The 14,444-nt window shown below is 70.8% G+C and carries 14 protein-coding genes; 10 read left to right on the forward strand and 4 right to left on the reverse strand.

The genetic code is table 11. The features are described from left to right. Positions 1-59 precede the first annotated feature (59 nt). Complete coding sequence (locus AB0M73_RS10125; protein WP_363889363.1) at positions 60-1,646, forward strand: Na+/H+ antiporter; 1,587 nt, start codon at positions 60-62, stop codon at positions 1,644-1,646. A gap of 97 nt (positions 1,647-1,743) precedes the next feature. Here AB0M73_RS10125 and AB0M73_RS10130 read toward each other — a convergent pair whose 3' ends face one another. Next, positions 1,744-1,950 carry a hypothetical protein gene (locus AB0M73_RS10130; protein WP_363889364.1) on the reverse strand — a complete coding sequence of 69 codons (207 nt, stop codon included), beginning with the start codon at positions 1,948-1,950 and terminating at the stop codon, positions 1,744-1,746. 1,041 nt (positions 1,951-2,991) lie between these two features. Between AB0M73_RS10130 and AB0M73_RS10135 the strand changes: the two genes are divergently transcribed. Then, positions 2,992-4,065, forward strand: a complete 1,074-nt coding sequence (locus tag AB0M73_RS10135; RefSeq protein ID WP_363889367.1) for a helix-turn-helix domain-containing protein — start codon at positions 2,992-2,994, stop codon at positions 4,063-4,065. 72 nt (positions 4,066-4,137) lie between these two features. On the opposite strand, the gene AB0M73_RS10140 is transcribed toward AB0M73_RS10135, so the two are convergent. Next, entirely contained in the window at positions 4,138-4,944 is an 807-nt protein-coding gene (locus AB0M73_RS10140) for an SAM-dependent methyltransferase (RefSeq protein WP_363889369.1), read from the reverse strand. Between the two features lie 110 nt (positions 4,945-5,054). Between AB0M73_RS10140 and AB0M73_RS10145 the strand changes: the two genes are divergently transcribed. The 4 genes from AB0M73_RS10145 (at position 5,055) to AB0M73_RS10160 (ending at position 9,714) form a co-directional block, all read left to right on the forward strand. Then, the gene (locus tag AB0M73_RS10145; protein ID WP_363889371.1) at positions 5,055-5,924 is read left to right on the forward strand and encodes a LysR family transcriptional regulator; all 870 of its coding nucleotides are present in this window, start codon (positions 5,055-5,057) and stop codon (positions 5,922-5,924) included. Between the two features lie 70 nt (positions 5,925-5,994). Further along, on the forward strand, positions 5,995-7,050 hold the full coding sequence (locus AB0M73_RS10150; RefSeq protein WP_363889373.1) for a tartrate dehydrogenase: 1,056 nt from the start codon (positions 5,995-5,997) through the stop codon (positions 7,048-7,050). Next, positions 7,047-7,931, forward strand: a complete 885-nt coding sequence (locus AB0M73_RS10155) for an alpha/beta hydrolase (protein WP_363889375.1) — start codon at positions 7,047-7,049, stop codon at positions 7,929-7,931. The genes AB0M73_RS10150 and AB0M73_RS10155 overlap by 4 nt, the downstream gene beginning before the upstream one ends. 646 nt (positions 7,932-8,577) lie before the next feature. Then, entirely contained in the window at positions 8,578-9,714 is a 1,137-nt protein-coding gene (locus AB0M73_RS10160; RefSeq protein ID WP_363889376.1) for a GDSL-type esterase/lipase family protein, read from the forward strand. Here AB0M73_RS10160 and AB0M73_RS10165 read toward each other — a convergent pair. Continuing rightward, positions 9,702-10,427, reverse strand: a complete 726-nt coding sequence (locus tag AB0M73_RS10165) for a dienelactone hydrolase family protein (RefSeq protein WP_363889378.1) — start codon at positions 10,425-10,427, stop codon at positions 9,702-9,704. The two genes, AB0M73_RS10160 and AB0M73_RS10165, sit on opposite strands and share 13 nt — an antisense overlap. A 68-nt stretch (positions 10,428-10,495) precedes the next feature. Between AB0M73_RS10165 and AB0M73_RS10170 the strand changes: the two genes are divergently transcribed. Further along, a complete protein-coding gene (locus AB0M73_RS10170; protein ID WP_363889379.1) occupies positions 10,496-11,353 on the forward strand; it encodes a helix-turn-helix transcriptional regulator in 858 nt (285 codons plus the stop codon). A 4-nt stretch (positions 11,354-11,357) separates the two neighbouring features. Then, on the forward strand, positions 11,358-12,374 hold the full coding sequence (locus tag AB0M73_RS10175) for a division plane positioning ATPase MipZ (protein ID WP_363889382.1): 1,017 nt from the start codon (positions 11,358-11,360) through the stop codon (positions 12,372-12,374). Here AB0M73_RS10175 and AB0M73_RS10180 read toward each other — a convergent pair. Beyond that, positions 12,371-12,895, reverse strand: coding sequence for a prepilin peptidase (locus AB0M73_RS10180; RefSeq protein ID WP_363889384.1), 525 nt, complete (start codon positions 12,893-12,895; stop codon positions 12,371-12,373). The two genes, AB0M73_RS10175 and AB0M73_RS10180, sit on opposite strands and share 4 nt — an antisense overlap. A 123-nt stretch (positions 12,896-13,018) precedes the next feature. Between AB0M73_RS10180 and AB0M73_RS10185 the strand changes: the two genes are divergently transcribed. Both AB0M73_RS10185 and AB0M73_RS10190 read left to right on the forward strand, forming a co-directional pair. Next, positions 13,019-13,654 carry a response regulator transcription factor gene (locus AB0M73_RS10185; RefSeq protein ID WP_363889385.1) on the forward strand — a complete coding sequence of 212 codons (636 nt, stop codon included), beginning with the start codon at positions 13,019-13,021 and terminating at the stop codon, positions 13,652-13,654. A 285-nt stretch (positions 13,655-13,939) separates the two neighbouring features. Next, positions 13,940-14,443 (forward strand): hypothetical protein, encoded by a 504-nt coding sequence (locus AB0M73_RS10190; protein ID WP_363889388.1) that lies wholly within the window; start codon positions 13,940-13,942, stop codon positions 14,441-14,443. The last annotated feature ends 1 nt before the right edge of the window (position 14,444 follow it).

A 14,444-nucleotide genomic window follows, 5' to 3' on the forward strand; every position in this document is an offset into this window, starting at 1 on the left:
CCACAGTGCACCGAGGGCGTCGACAGGCGGCATGATTGCCGCGGTCGAAGGAGGTCGACGTGCTCGGTCTTGAACTCGTGGTCGCGCTGGGCGTGGCGGTGCTGGTGTCCGGTGTGGTGGCGCAGCGCTTCCGGGTCGCGCCGCCGGTGGTGTTGCTGGCCTGCGGTGTGCTGCTGGGGTTCGTGCCGGACGTGCTGAGCGTGCAACTGCCGTCCGAAGTGGTGCTGCTGCTGTTCCTGCCGGCGTTGCTGTACTGGGAAAGCCTGTCCGCCTCGCTCCGCGAGATCCGCAACAATCTGCGCGGCATCGTGCTCGTCAGCACGGTGCTGGTGGTCGTGACGGCCGGGGCAGTGGCCGCGGCCGCGCACTGGCTGGGCATGGAGTGGGGGCCGGCGTGGGTGCTCGGCGCGGCGGTCGCGCCGACCGACGCCACCGCCGTGGGCGTGCTGGCCCGAATGCTGCCGCGCCGGTTGATCACCACGTTGCGGGCCGAGAGCCTGGTCAACGACGGCACCGCTTTGGTGATCTTCGGGCTGGCCGTGGGCATCACCGTCGGCCAGGAGGAGTTCACCGTCCCGCACGTGGGCGGTCTGTTCGTGCTGGCCTACGTCGGCGGCATCGCGGCCGGTGTCGTCACGGCGGCGGTGACGATCCCGATCCGCCGGCGGATCGAGGACCCGCTGCTGGGCAACGTGGCGATGATCCTCACCCCGTTCCTGGCCTTCCTGCTGGCCGAGCCCATCCACGCGTCCGGGGTGCTGGCCGTGGTCACCGTCGGGCTGATCATGAGCCAGGTCATGCCGCGCATCGGCCGGGCCGAGACGCGCCAGCTGTCACAGGGTTTCTGGGGCCTGTCCACGTTCCTGCTCAACGGGGCGCTGTTCGTGCTGGTCGGACTGCAGTCGCACGCCGCCGTGCGCGGGCTGGCCAGCGGCAGCCTGCTGCGCGGCCTGCTCACCGTGGCCGTGGTGTGCGTGGTGTTGGTGGCCGTGCGGATCGTGTTCCTGTTCGTCAGCGTCTACATCATCCGGGCCGTCGACCGACGGCCGTCGCAGCGGCTGCGCCGGGTCAGCCATCGCAGCCGGATCGTCAGTGGCCTGTCCGGGTTCCGTGGGGCGGTGTCGCTGGCGGCCGCCCTGGCCGTGCCGGACGCCGTCGTGTCCGGGGCGCCCTTCCCCGGCCGGGACATGATCGTGTTCGTCACAGCCGGCGTCATCATCGTGACGCTGGTCGGGCAGGGACTGGTGCTGCCCGGTGTCGTGCGCTGGGCCCACCTGCCCGACGACCACGCCGTGGCCGAGGAACGCCGGCTGGCCCAACGGATCGCCACCGAGGAGGCGCTGGCCGCCATGCCGATGGTGGCCGACGAGCTCGGCACCGACCCGGACGTCGTCGATCGGCTGAACCGCGAGTTCGAGAAGCATCTTCACGTGCTGCACGACGGCGACGAGGACGAGGCCGACGCCCCCGCGCTGCGTCATGACCAGCACTACACCGCCCTGAGGCTGGCGCTGCTGGCCCGCAAGCGCGCCACCGTCGTGCGGCTGCGGGACGAGAGCCGCATCGACGACACCGTGCTCCGCCAGCTCCAGGCCCGCCTCGACATCGAGGAGGTCCGCCTCTCACAGCGTGAGCTGGTGGACTAATTCCGGCGCGGTTGGTGGTTTGAGCCGCCCGGGAGGGGCTATCCTGGTCCTGCGGTCCCTGGCCTCCCTCCCCCCTGAGGTCAGGGACCGCCCTGTGTCAGCCGGCGGAGCCGAGGGTCAGCGAACAGACCTCGTACTTGCCCGCTTCGTTGCTGTAGACGTACAGCCGCAGCTTCTCGCCCTCCTTGTAGCTGAGGCCATTCTTGTCGATGCCGTCGATGATGGTGCCGCCGCCGCGCTCACAGCTGTCGCAGGGCGGGCGCTCCTCCGAGGTCTCGGTGAGGCCGAGCCGGGGATCGCGCACAGCCCGGACAGGGGGTCGTCGGGGTCGCCGAGCGGGGCCTTCCGCACGCAGGAGTCGGCGGCCGGCCCGTCGTCGCCGCCCGTCGGGGGCGGTGAGTACGATGGATGCCGCGAGCGTCGCGACGATGCGTCTGGTGGACACACCGGCTCCTACGCAGAGTCTAATGTGGACAGCGCGACCCGCCCGGAGCGTTGGCACATCCCCTTTTGCGCCGTGGCTCGCTGCTGATCTGACCATCGGCCACATCGGACACCGACTCAAGCCGGTGCACCTGTACGTGAGAGCGACACGCTTTCGGCCACGCCGCCGCTGCGCCGAACGGGTCGCACCTTCTGGCGTGCCAGCGATGCCGGCCGCGTGTCGAGACCGATGACCGAGAACACGCCGGCGCAGCCCTCGCACGCTTGGCGGGACCTGCGGGTGTACACAGTGGACACTCACGACCTTCTTCGGGTGTCGCCCGAGGGCATGAACCGTTGGGAGACCGGGTGGTCCCGGTTCGGACGCCGTCGTGGCCGCCACCTGGGGTTGCCCGTCGGGCATCAGGGACGACTACAAGCTGCCGCAACAGTCGATGCTCGGCGACGAGGTGTTGGCCGCGGCCAGCCCTACGCCACATGCCCAGTTAGCCGGCCCACCGCACGGGCGATCCCACACATCCGGCCAGATCACGCGTCGACGCCACGAAGAAGGCGGGATTCGCTCTGGCCGGACGCTTATCCCGCCTTTATGCTACGAGAAGTTGAAATGCGAACGTTCTCCTTCACGGCAACCTCACAACGCCGGGCGGAACGGCATTCAACACGGGGTGTTCGATCGCCCAGCGTGCGCCACATGCGCCACGGACGCCGCCAATTCGCCGGATGACGTAATGGCCTACCTACACATCCACGGTCGGATGACTGATGCTCATTCCCCGCCCGGATGGGTAGGTTCTCGACAACCCCCGCAAACCCCGTAGGAGCGTGCGCCGATGCGCGACGGTGCGAGAGCGGCCGACGCCGTGCGAGCCTGCGGCGACACCTCGAAAGGACGGCGACCATGGCGACGCCGATGCAGGTGTATCCGGCCTACACCACCTTCGCGACCAGTCACGGCAAGGTATGGCGGGCCAGTCCGCACGGGCAGCAGGCCGTCGTGATGCGTGCCGACGCCGGCCGGCCGGCGCTGTCCCGCGGCCGCTACCGGCACGTCATCGCGCTCGTGGCGCCGAACGACGCGGTTTCGCTCGATATCGATGTCGTGCGCCAGGTATTCGGCCCGAGAGCCAACGCCGAGTCCGATGTCGCCGGGCAGTACGAAGTCGTGCTGTGCGGCGAGCAGAACGGCGCGGGCGAGTTGGCCCCGCTGGAGACATTGGTTACCGCCGACACCGTCATCGTGCCCGGCGTCGAGAATCCGCTCACGCCGCGCAGCCCGGCGCTCATCGATGCTTTGCGGGCCGCCTATGCGGCCGGCGCGCGGATGGTCGGCTTCGGCACCGGCGCATTCCTGCTCGGCCAGGCGAGAGTGCTCGACGGCCGCCGGGCAACCACACATTGGAAGTATGCGCGCGAATTCCACGACCTCTTCCCTTCCGTTCACCTCGATGGCGACCACTCGTACGTCGACGACGAGCGGGTGCACACCGGCGGCGGCATGCTCTCCGGCATCGACCTCGCCCTGCACCTGCTGGCCATGGACGTCGGACGGCCCCGGGCCGAGGCGGTGGGCCGGGCGGTCATCGCCGCCCCCTGGCGCGGCGACGCCCGCTCGCGCCGCGACGAGGACCGGGAACCCATGGCCACGGTCATGGCCTGGCTGCGTGAGCACCTGCACGAGCCGCTGTCCCTGGCCAAGGTGGCCGAGCAGTCCTACATCAGCGAGCGCAGCCTGGTCCGCAAGTTCCGCGCCGCCACCGGGACCACCATCTTCGACTGGGTCAACCGCGAGCGCATCGACCGGGCCAAGCTGCTGCTGGAGACCACCGACCACCCGGTGGCCGAGATCGCCGCCATGGTCGGCTTCGGATCGCCGGAGACGCTGCGCCGCAACTTCCAGCGCCACGTCGGCACCACCGCCCGCTCCTACCGGCACAAGTTCCGCCACGCCGCCGCACGGGCCGACCGCGACTGACCACGGTGCTGCGTCGACGCCCCGCCGGCGCAGCACTCCAAGGCTGGTGTATTCAGCCGACGCCCCGCCGGCCTAGGGCTTGCGGCCGACCCCGACGAAGGCGCCGCTGCGGTCGGGCCGCTCGCCGATGTCCTCGGGCGACTCCGGGTGCCACAGCGGCGTGAACACAATGCCCGGGTCGACCACGTCGAAACCCTCGAACAGACCGGTGATCTCATCCTTGCTGCGCGGCGTGATCGGGTTCTGCGACTGGGCGTAGAGCCGCATGATCTGGTCCACCTGGTCGCTGCCGACGTCACGGGTGAGGTGCGACAGCGCGAAGTAGCTGCCGGCCGGCAGGGCCCGGCGGTACTCGGCCAGCACCGCGTTGGGGTCGACGCCGGTCGGCAGGAAATGCAGCACGGCCACGGCCAGCAGGCCGATCGGGCGGCTGAAGTCCAGCAGCCCCCGGGTCTTCTCGTGGCCGAGGACCGTGGCGTGGTCCTGCAGCTCGGCCTCGATGGCCACCGCGTTGGGGTTGTCCTCCAGGATCAGGTCCGCGTGCGCGACCGCCACCGGCTCGTTGTCCACGTAGACGACGCGGGCGTCCGGATTGGCGTTCTGGGCGATCTCGTGCACGTTGCCCGCGGTCGGAATGCCCGAGCCGAGGTCGAGGAACTGGTCGATGCCCTGCGCCAGCATGTAGCGCACGGCCCGCCGCAGGTAGGCGCGGTTGAGGAAGGCGAACTCCGGCACGCCCGGCGCCGCCTGCTCGATCTGACGCCCGAGCGCCCGATCGACCTCGAAGTTGTAGCTGCCGCCCAGGAAGTAGTCGTACAGCCGCGCGGCGCTGGCCTTCTCGATGTCGACGTCCTTGGGGGCCCAGTCCGGTCGCTCCACCCGTTGCCACCTCTTCCTCGAAGTCGCCGACCAGCCTAGTGATCACCGCTGGTGCGCCGACATACCCCGGAACGGGTGATAGGTCACGCTCAGGTGAAATACTGGCCACTGTGGACGCTCGGCAGCTGGAGTACTTCCTGGCAGTGGTCGACCACGGCGGCGTCGGCCGGGCCGCGGCGGCGCTCCACGTGGCGCAGCCGTCGCTGTCGCAAGCGCTGAGGACACTGGAGAAGGACCTGGGGCAGCCGCTGTTCCACCGGATCGGCCGAAGGCTGGTGCTCAACGACGCCGGCCGGGCGCTGGTGGAGCCGGCGCGGCAGGTGGTCCGGGGGCTGGCGGCGGCGCGGGCCAGCGTGGAATCGGTGTCGGGGCTGGCGGTGGGCCGGGTGGAGATGGCGGCGACGCCGTCACAGGCGGTGGAGCCGCTGCCCAGCCTGATCGGGGCGTTCACGGCGAAGCATCCCGGCATGTCGGTCGCGGTGCGGGCGGCCTTCACGGCGTCTTCGGTCATCGACATGGTGCGGGCCGGCGCGGTGGAGGTGGGCCTGCTGGCCTCGACGGAGGAGCCGACGGCGGCCGGCGTGCACTTCACGTCGCTGGGGCGCCAGCGGTTCGTGCTGGTCACACCGCCGGACGGCCCGTTCCCGGCCGGGCACGTCGTTCGGCACGAGGAGCTGGCCGGCCACCGGCTGATCGTGGGCCAGGTCGGCAGCGGCATGCGGCGGCTGGTGGACCGGATCCGGGACAGCGGCGTCGACCTCACGGCCGTGGTGGACACCGAGCACCGGGAGGCGATCCTGCCGCTGGTGCTCAACGGCACCGGCATGGCCGTGCTGTCGGACGCCTGGGCCGGGCTGGCCCTGCGCAGCGGGGCGCGGGTGCACGACCTGGAGCCCGAGGCGTACCTGCACATCTCGCTGGCCACGAGGCCGGCCGAGCTGAGCCCGGCGGCCGCGGCGTTCATGGCCATGCTCTCATAGGCAACGCCTATCACGCGGGCTGAGATCCGGTCTTGGACCGCGGGTCGGCAGTGGTGCTGTGATCGGACGTATGGTCACCCATCGGATCGCGCTCATCCCCGGCGACGGCATCGGCCACGAGGTCACGCCGGCGGCCCGGCACGTGCTGGACACCGTCGGCGCGCGGCACGGCGTCACCTTCGCCTACGACGAGTTCGACTGGTCCTGCGCCCGCTATCACGAGACCGGCGCCATGATGCCGGCCGACGGCCTGGACCAGATCCGTCACCATGACGCCGTTTTCCTCGGCGCGGTGGGCGATCCGTCGGTGCCGGACCACGTTTCCCTGTGGGGGCTGCTGATCCCGATCCGCCGCGGCTTCCGCCAGTACGTGAACCTGCGGCCGGTCAAGGTGTTCGAGGGCCTGCCGAGCCCGGTCCGCACGGCGCTGCCGGGCCAGGTCGACCTGGTGGTGGTGCGCGAGAACGTCGAGGGCGAGTACGGCGAGATCGGCGGCCGGCTGCACCGGGGCTTCCCGGAGGAGATGGCGGTGCAGGAGGCGGTGTTCACGCGGGCCGGCATCTCTCGGGTCGCCGAGTACGCGTTCACGCTGGCCGACAACCGCCGCGGGGTGCTGACCTCGGCCACCAAGTCGAACGGGATCGTGCACACCATGCCGTTCTGGGACGAGGTGGTGGCCGAGGTCGCCGCCAGCCACCCCGACGTGTCGTGGCGGGCCGAGCACGTGGACGCGTTGGCGGCCAAGCTGGTGCTGGACCCGACCCGGTTCGACGTGATCGTCGGCTCCAACCTGTTCGGTGACATCCTCAGCGACCTGACGGCCGCGGTGGCCGGCGGCATCGGCATCGCGCCGGCGGCCAACCTCAACCCGGAGCGGGACTTCCCGTCGATGTTCGAGCCGGTGCACGGTTCCGCGCCGGACATCGCCGGCCGCGGCATCGCGAATCCGTTGGGGGCCATCTGGACCGCCGCGCTGCTGCTCGACCACCTCGGTCACGCGGAGGCGGCGGCCCAGGTCGAGAACGCCATCGCCGCCTGCCTGGCCACGTCGCCGGTGCGCACGCCGGATCTCGGCGGGACCGCGTCGACCGTGGAGTTCACCAAGACGGTGTTGGAGTTCGCGTGAGCCTGTTGCCGGGTTCCTTCACGTACCAGGACATCGACACCGGTGACGCCCGGATCCACTGCACGGTCGGAGGCGACGGCCCGCCGCTGCTTCTGCTGCACGGGTATCCGCAGACGCACCTGATCTGGCACCGCGTGGCGCCTTTGCTGGCCGCCGATCACACCGTGGTTCTCGCCGATCTACGCGGTTACGGCGACAGCGACAAGCCCGCGCCGACCGAGGGCGACCCCGAGTACACCAAGCGGGCCATGGCCGCCGACCAGCTTTCCCTGATGCGCCAACTGGGTTTCGACCGTTTTGGCGTGGTCGGGCACGACCGGGGCGGGCGGGTCGGGCACCGCATGGCCCTGGACGCGCCCGATGCCGTGGAACGCCTGGCTTTGCTGGACATCGTGCCGACCCGACACACGTTCGAGCATGTTGACGCGGCGGTAGGGCTGGGCTACTTCCACTGGTTCTTCCTGGCCGCCGGCCACGGGATTCCCGAGCGGCTGCTGGGCGCCGAGCCCGAGTTCTGGATCCGGTCGCGGATGAACTCCCGCCACAGCGGCGGCACCGCCTTCGACCCGGCCGCCGTCGACGAGTACGTGCGCTGCTTCTCCGATCCGGCGTCGATCGCCGCTTCCTGCGCCGACTACCGGGCGGCCGCCGGCGCGGATCTGGTGCACGACAACGCCGACGTCGACCGGCGGATCGAGTGCCCGCTGCTGGTGCTGTGGGGAGAGCACAGCTTCGTCGGCGCCACCTACGACGTGCTCGATGTCTGGCGGGGCTACGGCGTCGACGTGACGGGTCGGGCGCTGCCCAGCGACCACTACCTGCCGGAGGAGCAGCCGGAGCTGGTCGCGGCGGCGGTGCGGGAGTTCTTCAAGCCGACGTGATCCCCCCGCTCGGGGGTGACAGGGGGACCACGCGGCACCGGGTGGAGACTTGGGAATCCCGGCACGAGGCTAATTCGCGGCGGCGACGCTGATCGTTAGCCTTTCGGGCACCACTTCTGCCCAACGGCTCCTTTCCGCCGCTCAGCGGCGGCCCGACGGCGGCAAGTGGTCGCTTTTGTCCCACGTGAGTGGCTCATTTGCGCTGTTCGCGCACTTGAGCCACTCACGTGGACCCTTGCGGCAAATGAGCCACTCAGGTGGGGTCAGGGGTGGCCGCAGGCGGTGTGGCTGTGGCCGGGGAAGGTTCGGGCACCGGTCGCGCCGGGGGCGTTGCGAGCCGCGAAGGCCGCTGGTGCGGCTGGGGCCGAGCCGTCGTGCGCGATCTCGCCGCCGACCATCGTCAGCTGAGACTTCGTCTCACGGATGTCGGCGACCGGCCTTGTCCAATGTGGACACCAGTCCGGTGATCAGGGGCCGGCGAGCACTGCGCGTCGAGAGGCTTCCGCCGACGACACCCCACTGATTTCGTCGTTGAAATGATAAGCGGTTTCGTTTATCGCACGCGTTAGGACACCTGACAAGCAATTCCGTCGACACCGGCCGATATGGGTCCACTGTTCCCGCGGCTTTGTGACAGGGTGGTGTCATGAACGACTGGATCACCACGCCGATCACCGCCGAGCTGGTGCGGGGCGCGCTGGCCCTGGAGCCGACCGAGCAAGGCGTGCAGCCGCATCGGCTGCTGGCCCGCGCACGCGTGCAGATCCCCGACGGGCAGTTGATGATGGCCGAGGCACAGACTTCGGGCATCCGCCTGGTGTTCCGCACCTCCGCGACGGCTGTGGAGCTGGACACGCTACGCACCAAGAACGTCTACGTCGGCGCGCCTGCGCGTCCGGACGCCCTGTACGACCTGCTGGTCGACGGAAAGCTGGTCGGCCAGGCCAGCACGACGGGCGGCAACGAGCTCCGCATCGACATGTCCACCGGCGGCGCCGAGACCGTGTCCGGCCCGGTCGGCACCGTCCGCTTCGATCTCCCGCCGGGGTCGAAGGAGGTGGCGATCTGGTTGCCGTACAACGAGATCACCGAACTCATCGCCCTGCGCACGGATGCGCCGGTCGAGGCCGTGACGACCGAGCGCCGGGTCTGGCTGCACCACGGCAGCTCGATCAGCCACGGCTCGAACGCCGCCAGCGGCAGCCAGACCTGGCCCGCCCTCGCCGCCGCTGCGGCCGGCGTGGAGCTGATCAACCTCGGCTTCGGCGGCAGCGCGATGCTCGATCCCTTCACCGCGCGGGCGATCCGGGACACCGCCGCCGACGTGATCAGCCTCAAGCTGGGCATCAACCTCGTCAACGGCGACGTGATGCGGCTGCGCGTCTTCGGCCCCTCGGTGCACGGCTTCCTCGACACCATCCGCGAGGGCCATCCGGACACGCCGCTGCTCGTGGTCTCGCCGATCTTCTGCGCCATCCACGAGCAGACCCCCGGCCCGGCCATGCCCGTCATGGACGGCGGCCAGGTCCGCTTCCGCGCCACCGGCGAGCCGGCTCCCGGCAAACTCACGCTGTCGGTCATCCGCGAGGAGCTGGCCCGCATCGTCAAGCAACGCTCGGAGGACGACCCCAATCTGCACTACCTGGACGGCCGCGAGCTCTACGCCGAGGGCGACCCCGAGCTGCCCGACAACCTCCACCCCGACGCCGAGACCCATCGCCTCATGGGCGCCCGCTTCGCCAAGGCGGCAGCAGATTTCCTGGCCGGCGATCAGCCCAGGTGATCGGCCAGCATCGACGTGACGCGGTTGAAGGCATCCGCGGCCTCCGCGGGCCGGTAGGAGTCGCGTTCGTCGCAGAAGAAGCCGTGCGGGGTGTCGGGGTAGACGACGAAGTCGTGGTCGATGCCGTCGTCACGGAGGCGCGCGGCGATCTCGTCACGTTGGGCCGGGGTGAAGAGGTTGTCGCCGTCGCCGACGAGGAAGAGCAGGCGGCCCTTGATGCCGGGCGTGAGGGCGAGGGTGGGCGTGGGGCGGCCGAGCGGGATGGTGGCGTCGGTGAGCCAACCGGGATAGAACGTGGCCACGGCGGCGAAGGGGAACCGGGCGGCGGCGTAGTACGCGATGTGGCCGCCGACGCTGAGGCCGACCATGGCGTGCGGGCCGGGCAGCTGGTCGAGCAGGGCCTCGATGTCGCGATCGACGCCGTCCCGGGTGACCTGCGACAGCAGCTCGAAGCCCCGTGTTCGGCCGTCGGCGGTGGCAGGCAGCGCGATGCGGCGGCCGGAGCGGTGGTAGAAATCCGGCACGACGGCGGTGTAGCCGAGGGCCGCGATGCGGTCGGCGACGGCGCACACGTAGTCGGTCACGCCGAACAGCTCGAAGCCCACCAGCACCGTCGCGCGCGGACCGGGCTCGGTGGGCTGGGCGAGGTAGGCGGACATGGGCTCGGGCTCGCCCGCCACGGGCACGTCGAGCCAGCGGTTCTCGATCTTCACACGGCGACGCTATCCGGCGGCTAGGCTGCCAACCAGCTGCTGTTCTTGCTAGTAAGACGGGTACCAGGATGAGTGAGCTGGCCGATCTGCTGCGCACCCGGCGGGAGGCGCTCCAGCCGGCTGAGGTGGGTCTGCCGCCGGCCGGCCGGCGCCGCACGCCGGGCCTGCGGCGCGAGGAAGTGGCCCAGTTGGCCGGGATCTCGACGACGTACTACACGTTCCTGGAGCAGGGTCGGGACGTCAGCCCGTCGCCGCAGATCCTCGACGCCCTGGCCCGCGCGCTGCGGCTCACGCCAGCGGAACGCGACCACATGCGGGCCCTTGTGCACGGCACGCAGGAGGACCGTCCGCCGGAGGTTCTCGTGGCGGGAGCGGCGGATCTGGTCGACAGCCTCGACCCGCATCCGGCCTACGTCAGCGGCCGGCACTGGGATGTGTTGCACGCCAACAAGTCCGCGTGTGCACTGTGGACGGACTGGCCGGCGCTGCCGGTGGCGGACCGCAACATCCTGTGGTGGACCTTCGCCGATCCCCGGGCGCGGACCGTGCTCGTCGAGTGGGACGCGGAGGCGCGGGCGCAGCTGGCCCGGTTCCGGGCGGCGGCCGCCCGGCATCCCGAGGACCCGGCGTACGAGGCGTTGCTGGATCGGCTTCGCCTGTGCAGCAAGGAAGTCCGCGACTGGTGGCGTGACCACGACGTCGCACCGCTCAGCTCCGGCCGGAAGGTCCTGCACCACCCGACACTGGGCCGGCTCGACCTGGCGCTGCTGGTGCTTCAGGTCGCCGACGACCCCGAGCAGAAGGTCGTCACCTTCCGCGCCGATCCCACCGACGCCGCGCGGATCGGCGCATTGCTGTCGGCCGTTCGGACGACACCTGTCGGGCGTTCACCCTCTGTGACGATCACCGGGGAACGCTCACGCTGAGCGCATGACGCTCCTCTACGAACCCAACGCCGTGCTCGCGGTCCGCCTGCTCACGGTCATCCCGGACCCGCGCATCGCCACCCGACGCGAGGCGGCGACCGGGGCGCTGGCCAAGGGCCTGGAGTCGGTGGTGGTCATCGGGCCGAGTCTGCCGATGAGCCTGGCGCTGGAGTACGCGGCAGAGGCCCGGCTGGCTCGCCCCGGCGTGGGCATCGTGTTGCTGCGCAGCGTGATCGACGACGACGTGCTGGCACGGTCGGTCCGCGGCGGCGTGCTGGTCGTCGTGGACGCGAACGACCGGACGGCCGTGGCCAATGCCTGCCAGCGGGCCCATCCGTCCGAGGTGTCGTACCGGCCGGGGCAGATCACTGTGGTGCTGGGCTCGACCGGCGGCTGCGGCAAGACCACCGTGGCCATCAACCTCGCTTCCGTGCTGCGGGCGACCGGGGCGCAGGTGTGCCTGGTCGACCTGAGCCTCGACACCAGCGGGCTCGCGGCGCAGCTGAGGCTGGACACCGTGTCGCCGCTGGTGACGCCGTACGAGCCGGGCCTGGACTGCGCGCTGACGCAGGCCAAGCCGGGCGAGCTGTTCTCCCCCACCTTCGTCGCCGAGCTGCTGGTGGCGCTGGAGGGCGAGTACGACCACGTCGTGGTGGACACGCCGACCCGCTTCACCGAGCAGGTCTTGACGGCGCTGGACTCCGCCCGCCACCACATCGTCGTCGGCACCGCCGAACGCCCGTCGCTGAAGGCGATGCGGCTGGCCCTGGACATGCTCGACCTGCTGACCTACGACCCGCGCGGGCGCCGAATCGTGCTCAACCGGGTGGTTCCCGAGGTCCGGCTCAGCCCGCGCGAGGTCGACGCCCTCGTGCACAACCGCGTGGACGGCGAACTGCCGGCGACCAAGGCCGTTCCCGCCTCGATCAACCAGGGCGTGCCGTTGGCCGCCGCGATCCCGGACCATCCCTTCGCCAAGGCCCTGCGCCGGTTCACCGACACGTCCATCGACCACGTTTAGAGCAGAACCCCGAGCAGCGCGCCGGCGATGAGGAACGGCCCGTACGGCAGCGACGCGTCCCGACCCCGCCCCCGGGCGGCCAGCACCAGGGCGGCGATGCCGCCCAGCAGGATCCCCGCGAAGGCCCCGACCAGCAGCGCCGTCCACGACAGGTAGCCGAGGACAATCCCGATGAGACCGGCCAGTTTGACGTCGCCGAGGCCGATGCCGGCCGGCTGCGCGGTGGCCAGCACCAGGAAGAACACGATCAGCAGCGCCCCGCCGATGCCGGCCCGGGCCAGCGGCCAGTACTCGCCGCGCCACAGCGAAGACCCGGCCAGCAGCGCCGCGATCACGGCATACGACGGCAGCACGATGAGGTTGGGCAGCCGCCGCCGCTCGATGTCGATCACCGCGAGCAGCACGGCCACGGCCGTGAAGTACAGGTAGGCCGGCAGCGACGGCATCGGGATCCGCAGCACGGTGGCGACCAGCAGCAGCACCCCGACCGGCGCCGCGATCCAGCGCAGACGAACGCTCATGTCGGGCTTGGGCAGCGAGCCGAGACCATGTCCAGCACCCCCAGTTCACCATCCGGTGTAGCACAAAACGACCGTCCGCGATGACATAGGCAGCAGGCACCACCCGACAGGACGGCACGGCCCATGGCGATCGCAGTGGCAGTCATCGAGGAACACACACTGACCCGCTACGGGCTCGCCCGTCTCGTCGACGAACAACCGGACATGGCCTTCGCCGGCGAGGCCTGCTCGGGCGCCGAGGCGCTCAGGCTCGTGGCGACGCGGCGGCCGACCGTCGTCACGCTGGCCGTCACCCTGCCCGACATCGACGGCATCCGGCTGGCCCGCGAGCTGCGGGACCGCTACCCGGGCCTGGGCATCGTGGTGTTGACCTCCCGCGGCTTGGACGACGTGCTGTTCCGGGCGATGGAGACCGGGGCCTCGGCCTTCGTGCCGAAGACCGCGCCCACCGCCGAGGTGCTCGGCGCCATCCGGCACGCCGCCGTGGCCGCTTCCTCTTTCACCGCAACGGGTTTGGCCAGCGCCTTCGCCCGTCGACAGGAAGCCGGGACGCGCGTCGGGCTCAGCCCCCGCGAACGGGAGACGCTCCAGCTGCTCAGCCGCGGGCTGTCCGTGCCGGCCATCGCGGAGCTCATGCACGTCACCCAGTCCACGGCCAAGACGTACGTGACGCGGCTGTACGACAAGCTCGGCGTCAGCAACCGGGCCCAGGCGCTGATGACCGCCGTGCATCACGGCCTCATTCAGAGTGTTGCCTAGCCGGAGTGCGTGGGGCGGCCCCGCGCGCCTCCCTCCCCACCGAGTCGGCCAGCGGCTACCCCCCGGAGCAACCGGCCTGGTGCGCGCGGGACCGTCGGCGGGTCTACCCCAGCCAACCCGCGCGCCGCCGGTGAAACCGGCCGGCCCCAACGCCGATCACGCTACATTATAATTAACGGGAGTCACGTGATCCGGCCCGAATCACCCTCTCGGCGCAACGGCCTGTACCCGGTGGCGCAGTTCCGGTTAACATCGGTGCGTTCCACGCAACAAGGGAGGGCTGCCGTGGACGCCAGCAGCGCGGGGGCTGCCGCGGCCGAGCATGTTTTGGCGCGCCGGCTCAACCACCTGTTCAACACCACCGTGAAGGCCGTGGACAAGCGCGGCCGGCCGGTCCGGTTCTCGACCCCGGAGGTCGCGACCGCGATCACCGAGGATCCCTCGCATGCGATCTCGATCTCCCGCGTGACGCTGTGGAAGGTCCGTGAGGGCAAGGCGAATCCGACCATGGAGAAGGTCCGGGCTATCGCCAAGTTCTTCGACGACCACCGTCCCGAGGGCGCGCCGCGGGTGACCGCCGCCTGGCTGCTGGCCGAGGGCGACGACGTGCCGGAGCCGCGCCAGGAGGCCCTGCCGGTTCAGGGGGCCTTGCCGGAGCGGGCCGAGCAGGTGCGGGCGATCGCCATGCGGGCCGGCCGGATGAGCCCGGAGCGGCTGCGCATGCTGCTGGAGATGATCGAAGTGATCGACCCGGGCGGCGGCCACGCGCTGCCGGGCGCCGGGAGCTGAG

The organism is Kutzneria sp. NPDC051319, assembly GCF_040682195.1.
In the GTDB taxonomy this organism is placed as follows: domain Bacteria; phylum Actinomycetota; class Actinomycetes; order Mycobacteriales; family Pseudonocardiaceae; genus Kutzneria.

What these genes read in the sequence shown, in the direction of transcription:
- AB0M73_RS10150 (WP_363889373.1), top strand. Translation starts at nt 5,995, where the DNA reads ATGGTCACCCATCGGATCGCGCTCATCCCCGGCGACGGCATCGGCCAC.
- AB0M73_RS10185 (WP_363889385.1), top strand. Translation starts at nt 13,019, where the DNA reads ATGGCGATCGCAGTGGCAGTCATCGAGGAACACACACTGACCCGCTAC.
- AB0M73_RS10170 (WP_363889379.1), top strand. Translation starts at nt 10,496, where the DNA reads ATGAGTGAGCTGGCCGATCTGCTGCGCACCCGGCGGGAGGCGCTCCAG.
- AB0M73_RS10180 (WP_363889384.1), bottom strand. Translation starts at nt 12,895, where the DNA reads ATGAGCGTTCGTCTGCGCTGGATCGCGGCGCCGGTCGGGGTGCTGCTG.
- AB0M73_RS10135 (WP_363889367.1), top strand. Translation starts at nt 2,992, where the DNA reads ATGGCGACGCCGATGCAGGTGTATCCGGCCTACACCACCTTCGCGACC.
- AB0M73_RS10160 (WP_363889376.1), top strand. Translation starts at nt 8,578, where the DNA reads ATGAACGACTGGATCACCACGCCGATCACCGCCGAGCTGGTGCGGGGC.
- AB0M73_RS10175 (WP_363889382.1), top strand. Translation starts at nt 11,358, where the DNA reads ATGACGCTCCTCTACGAACCCAACGCCGTGCTCGCGGTCCGCCTGCTC.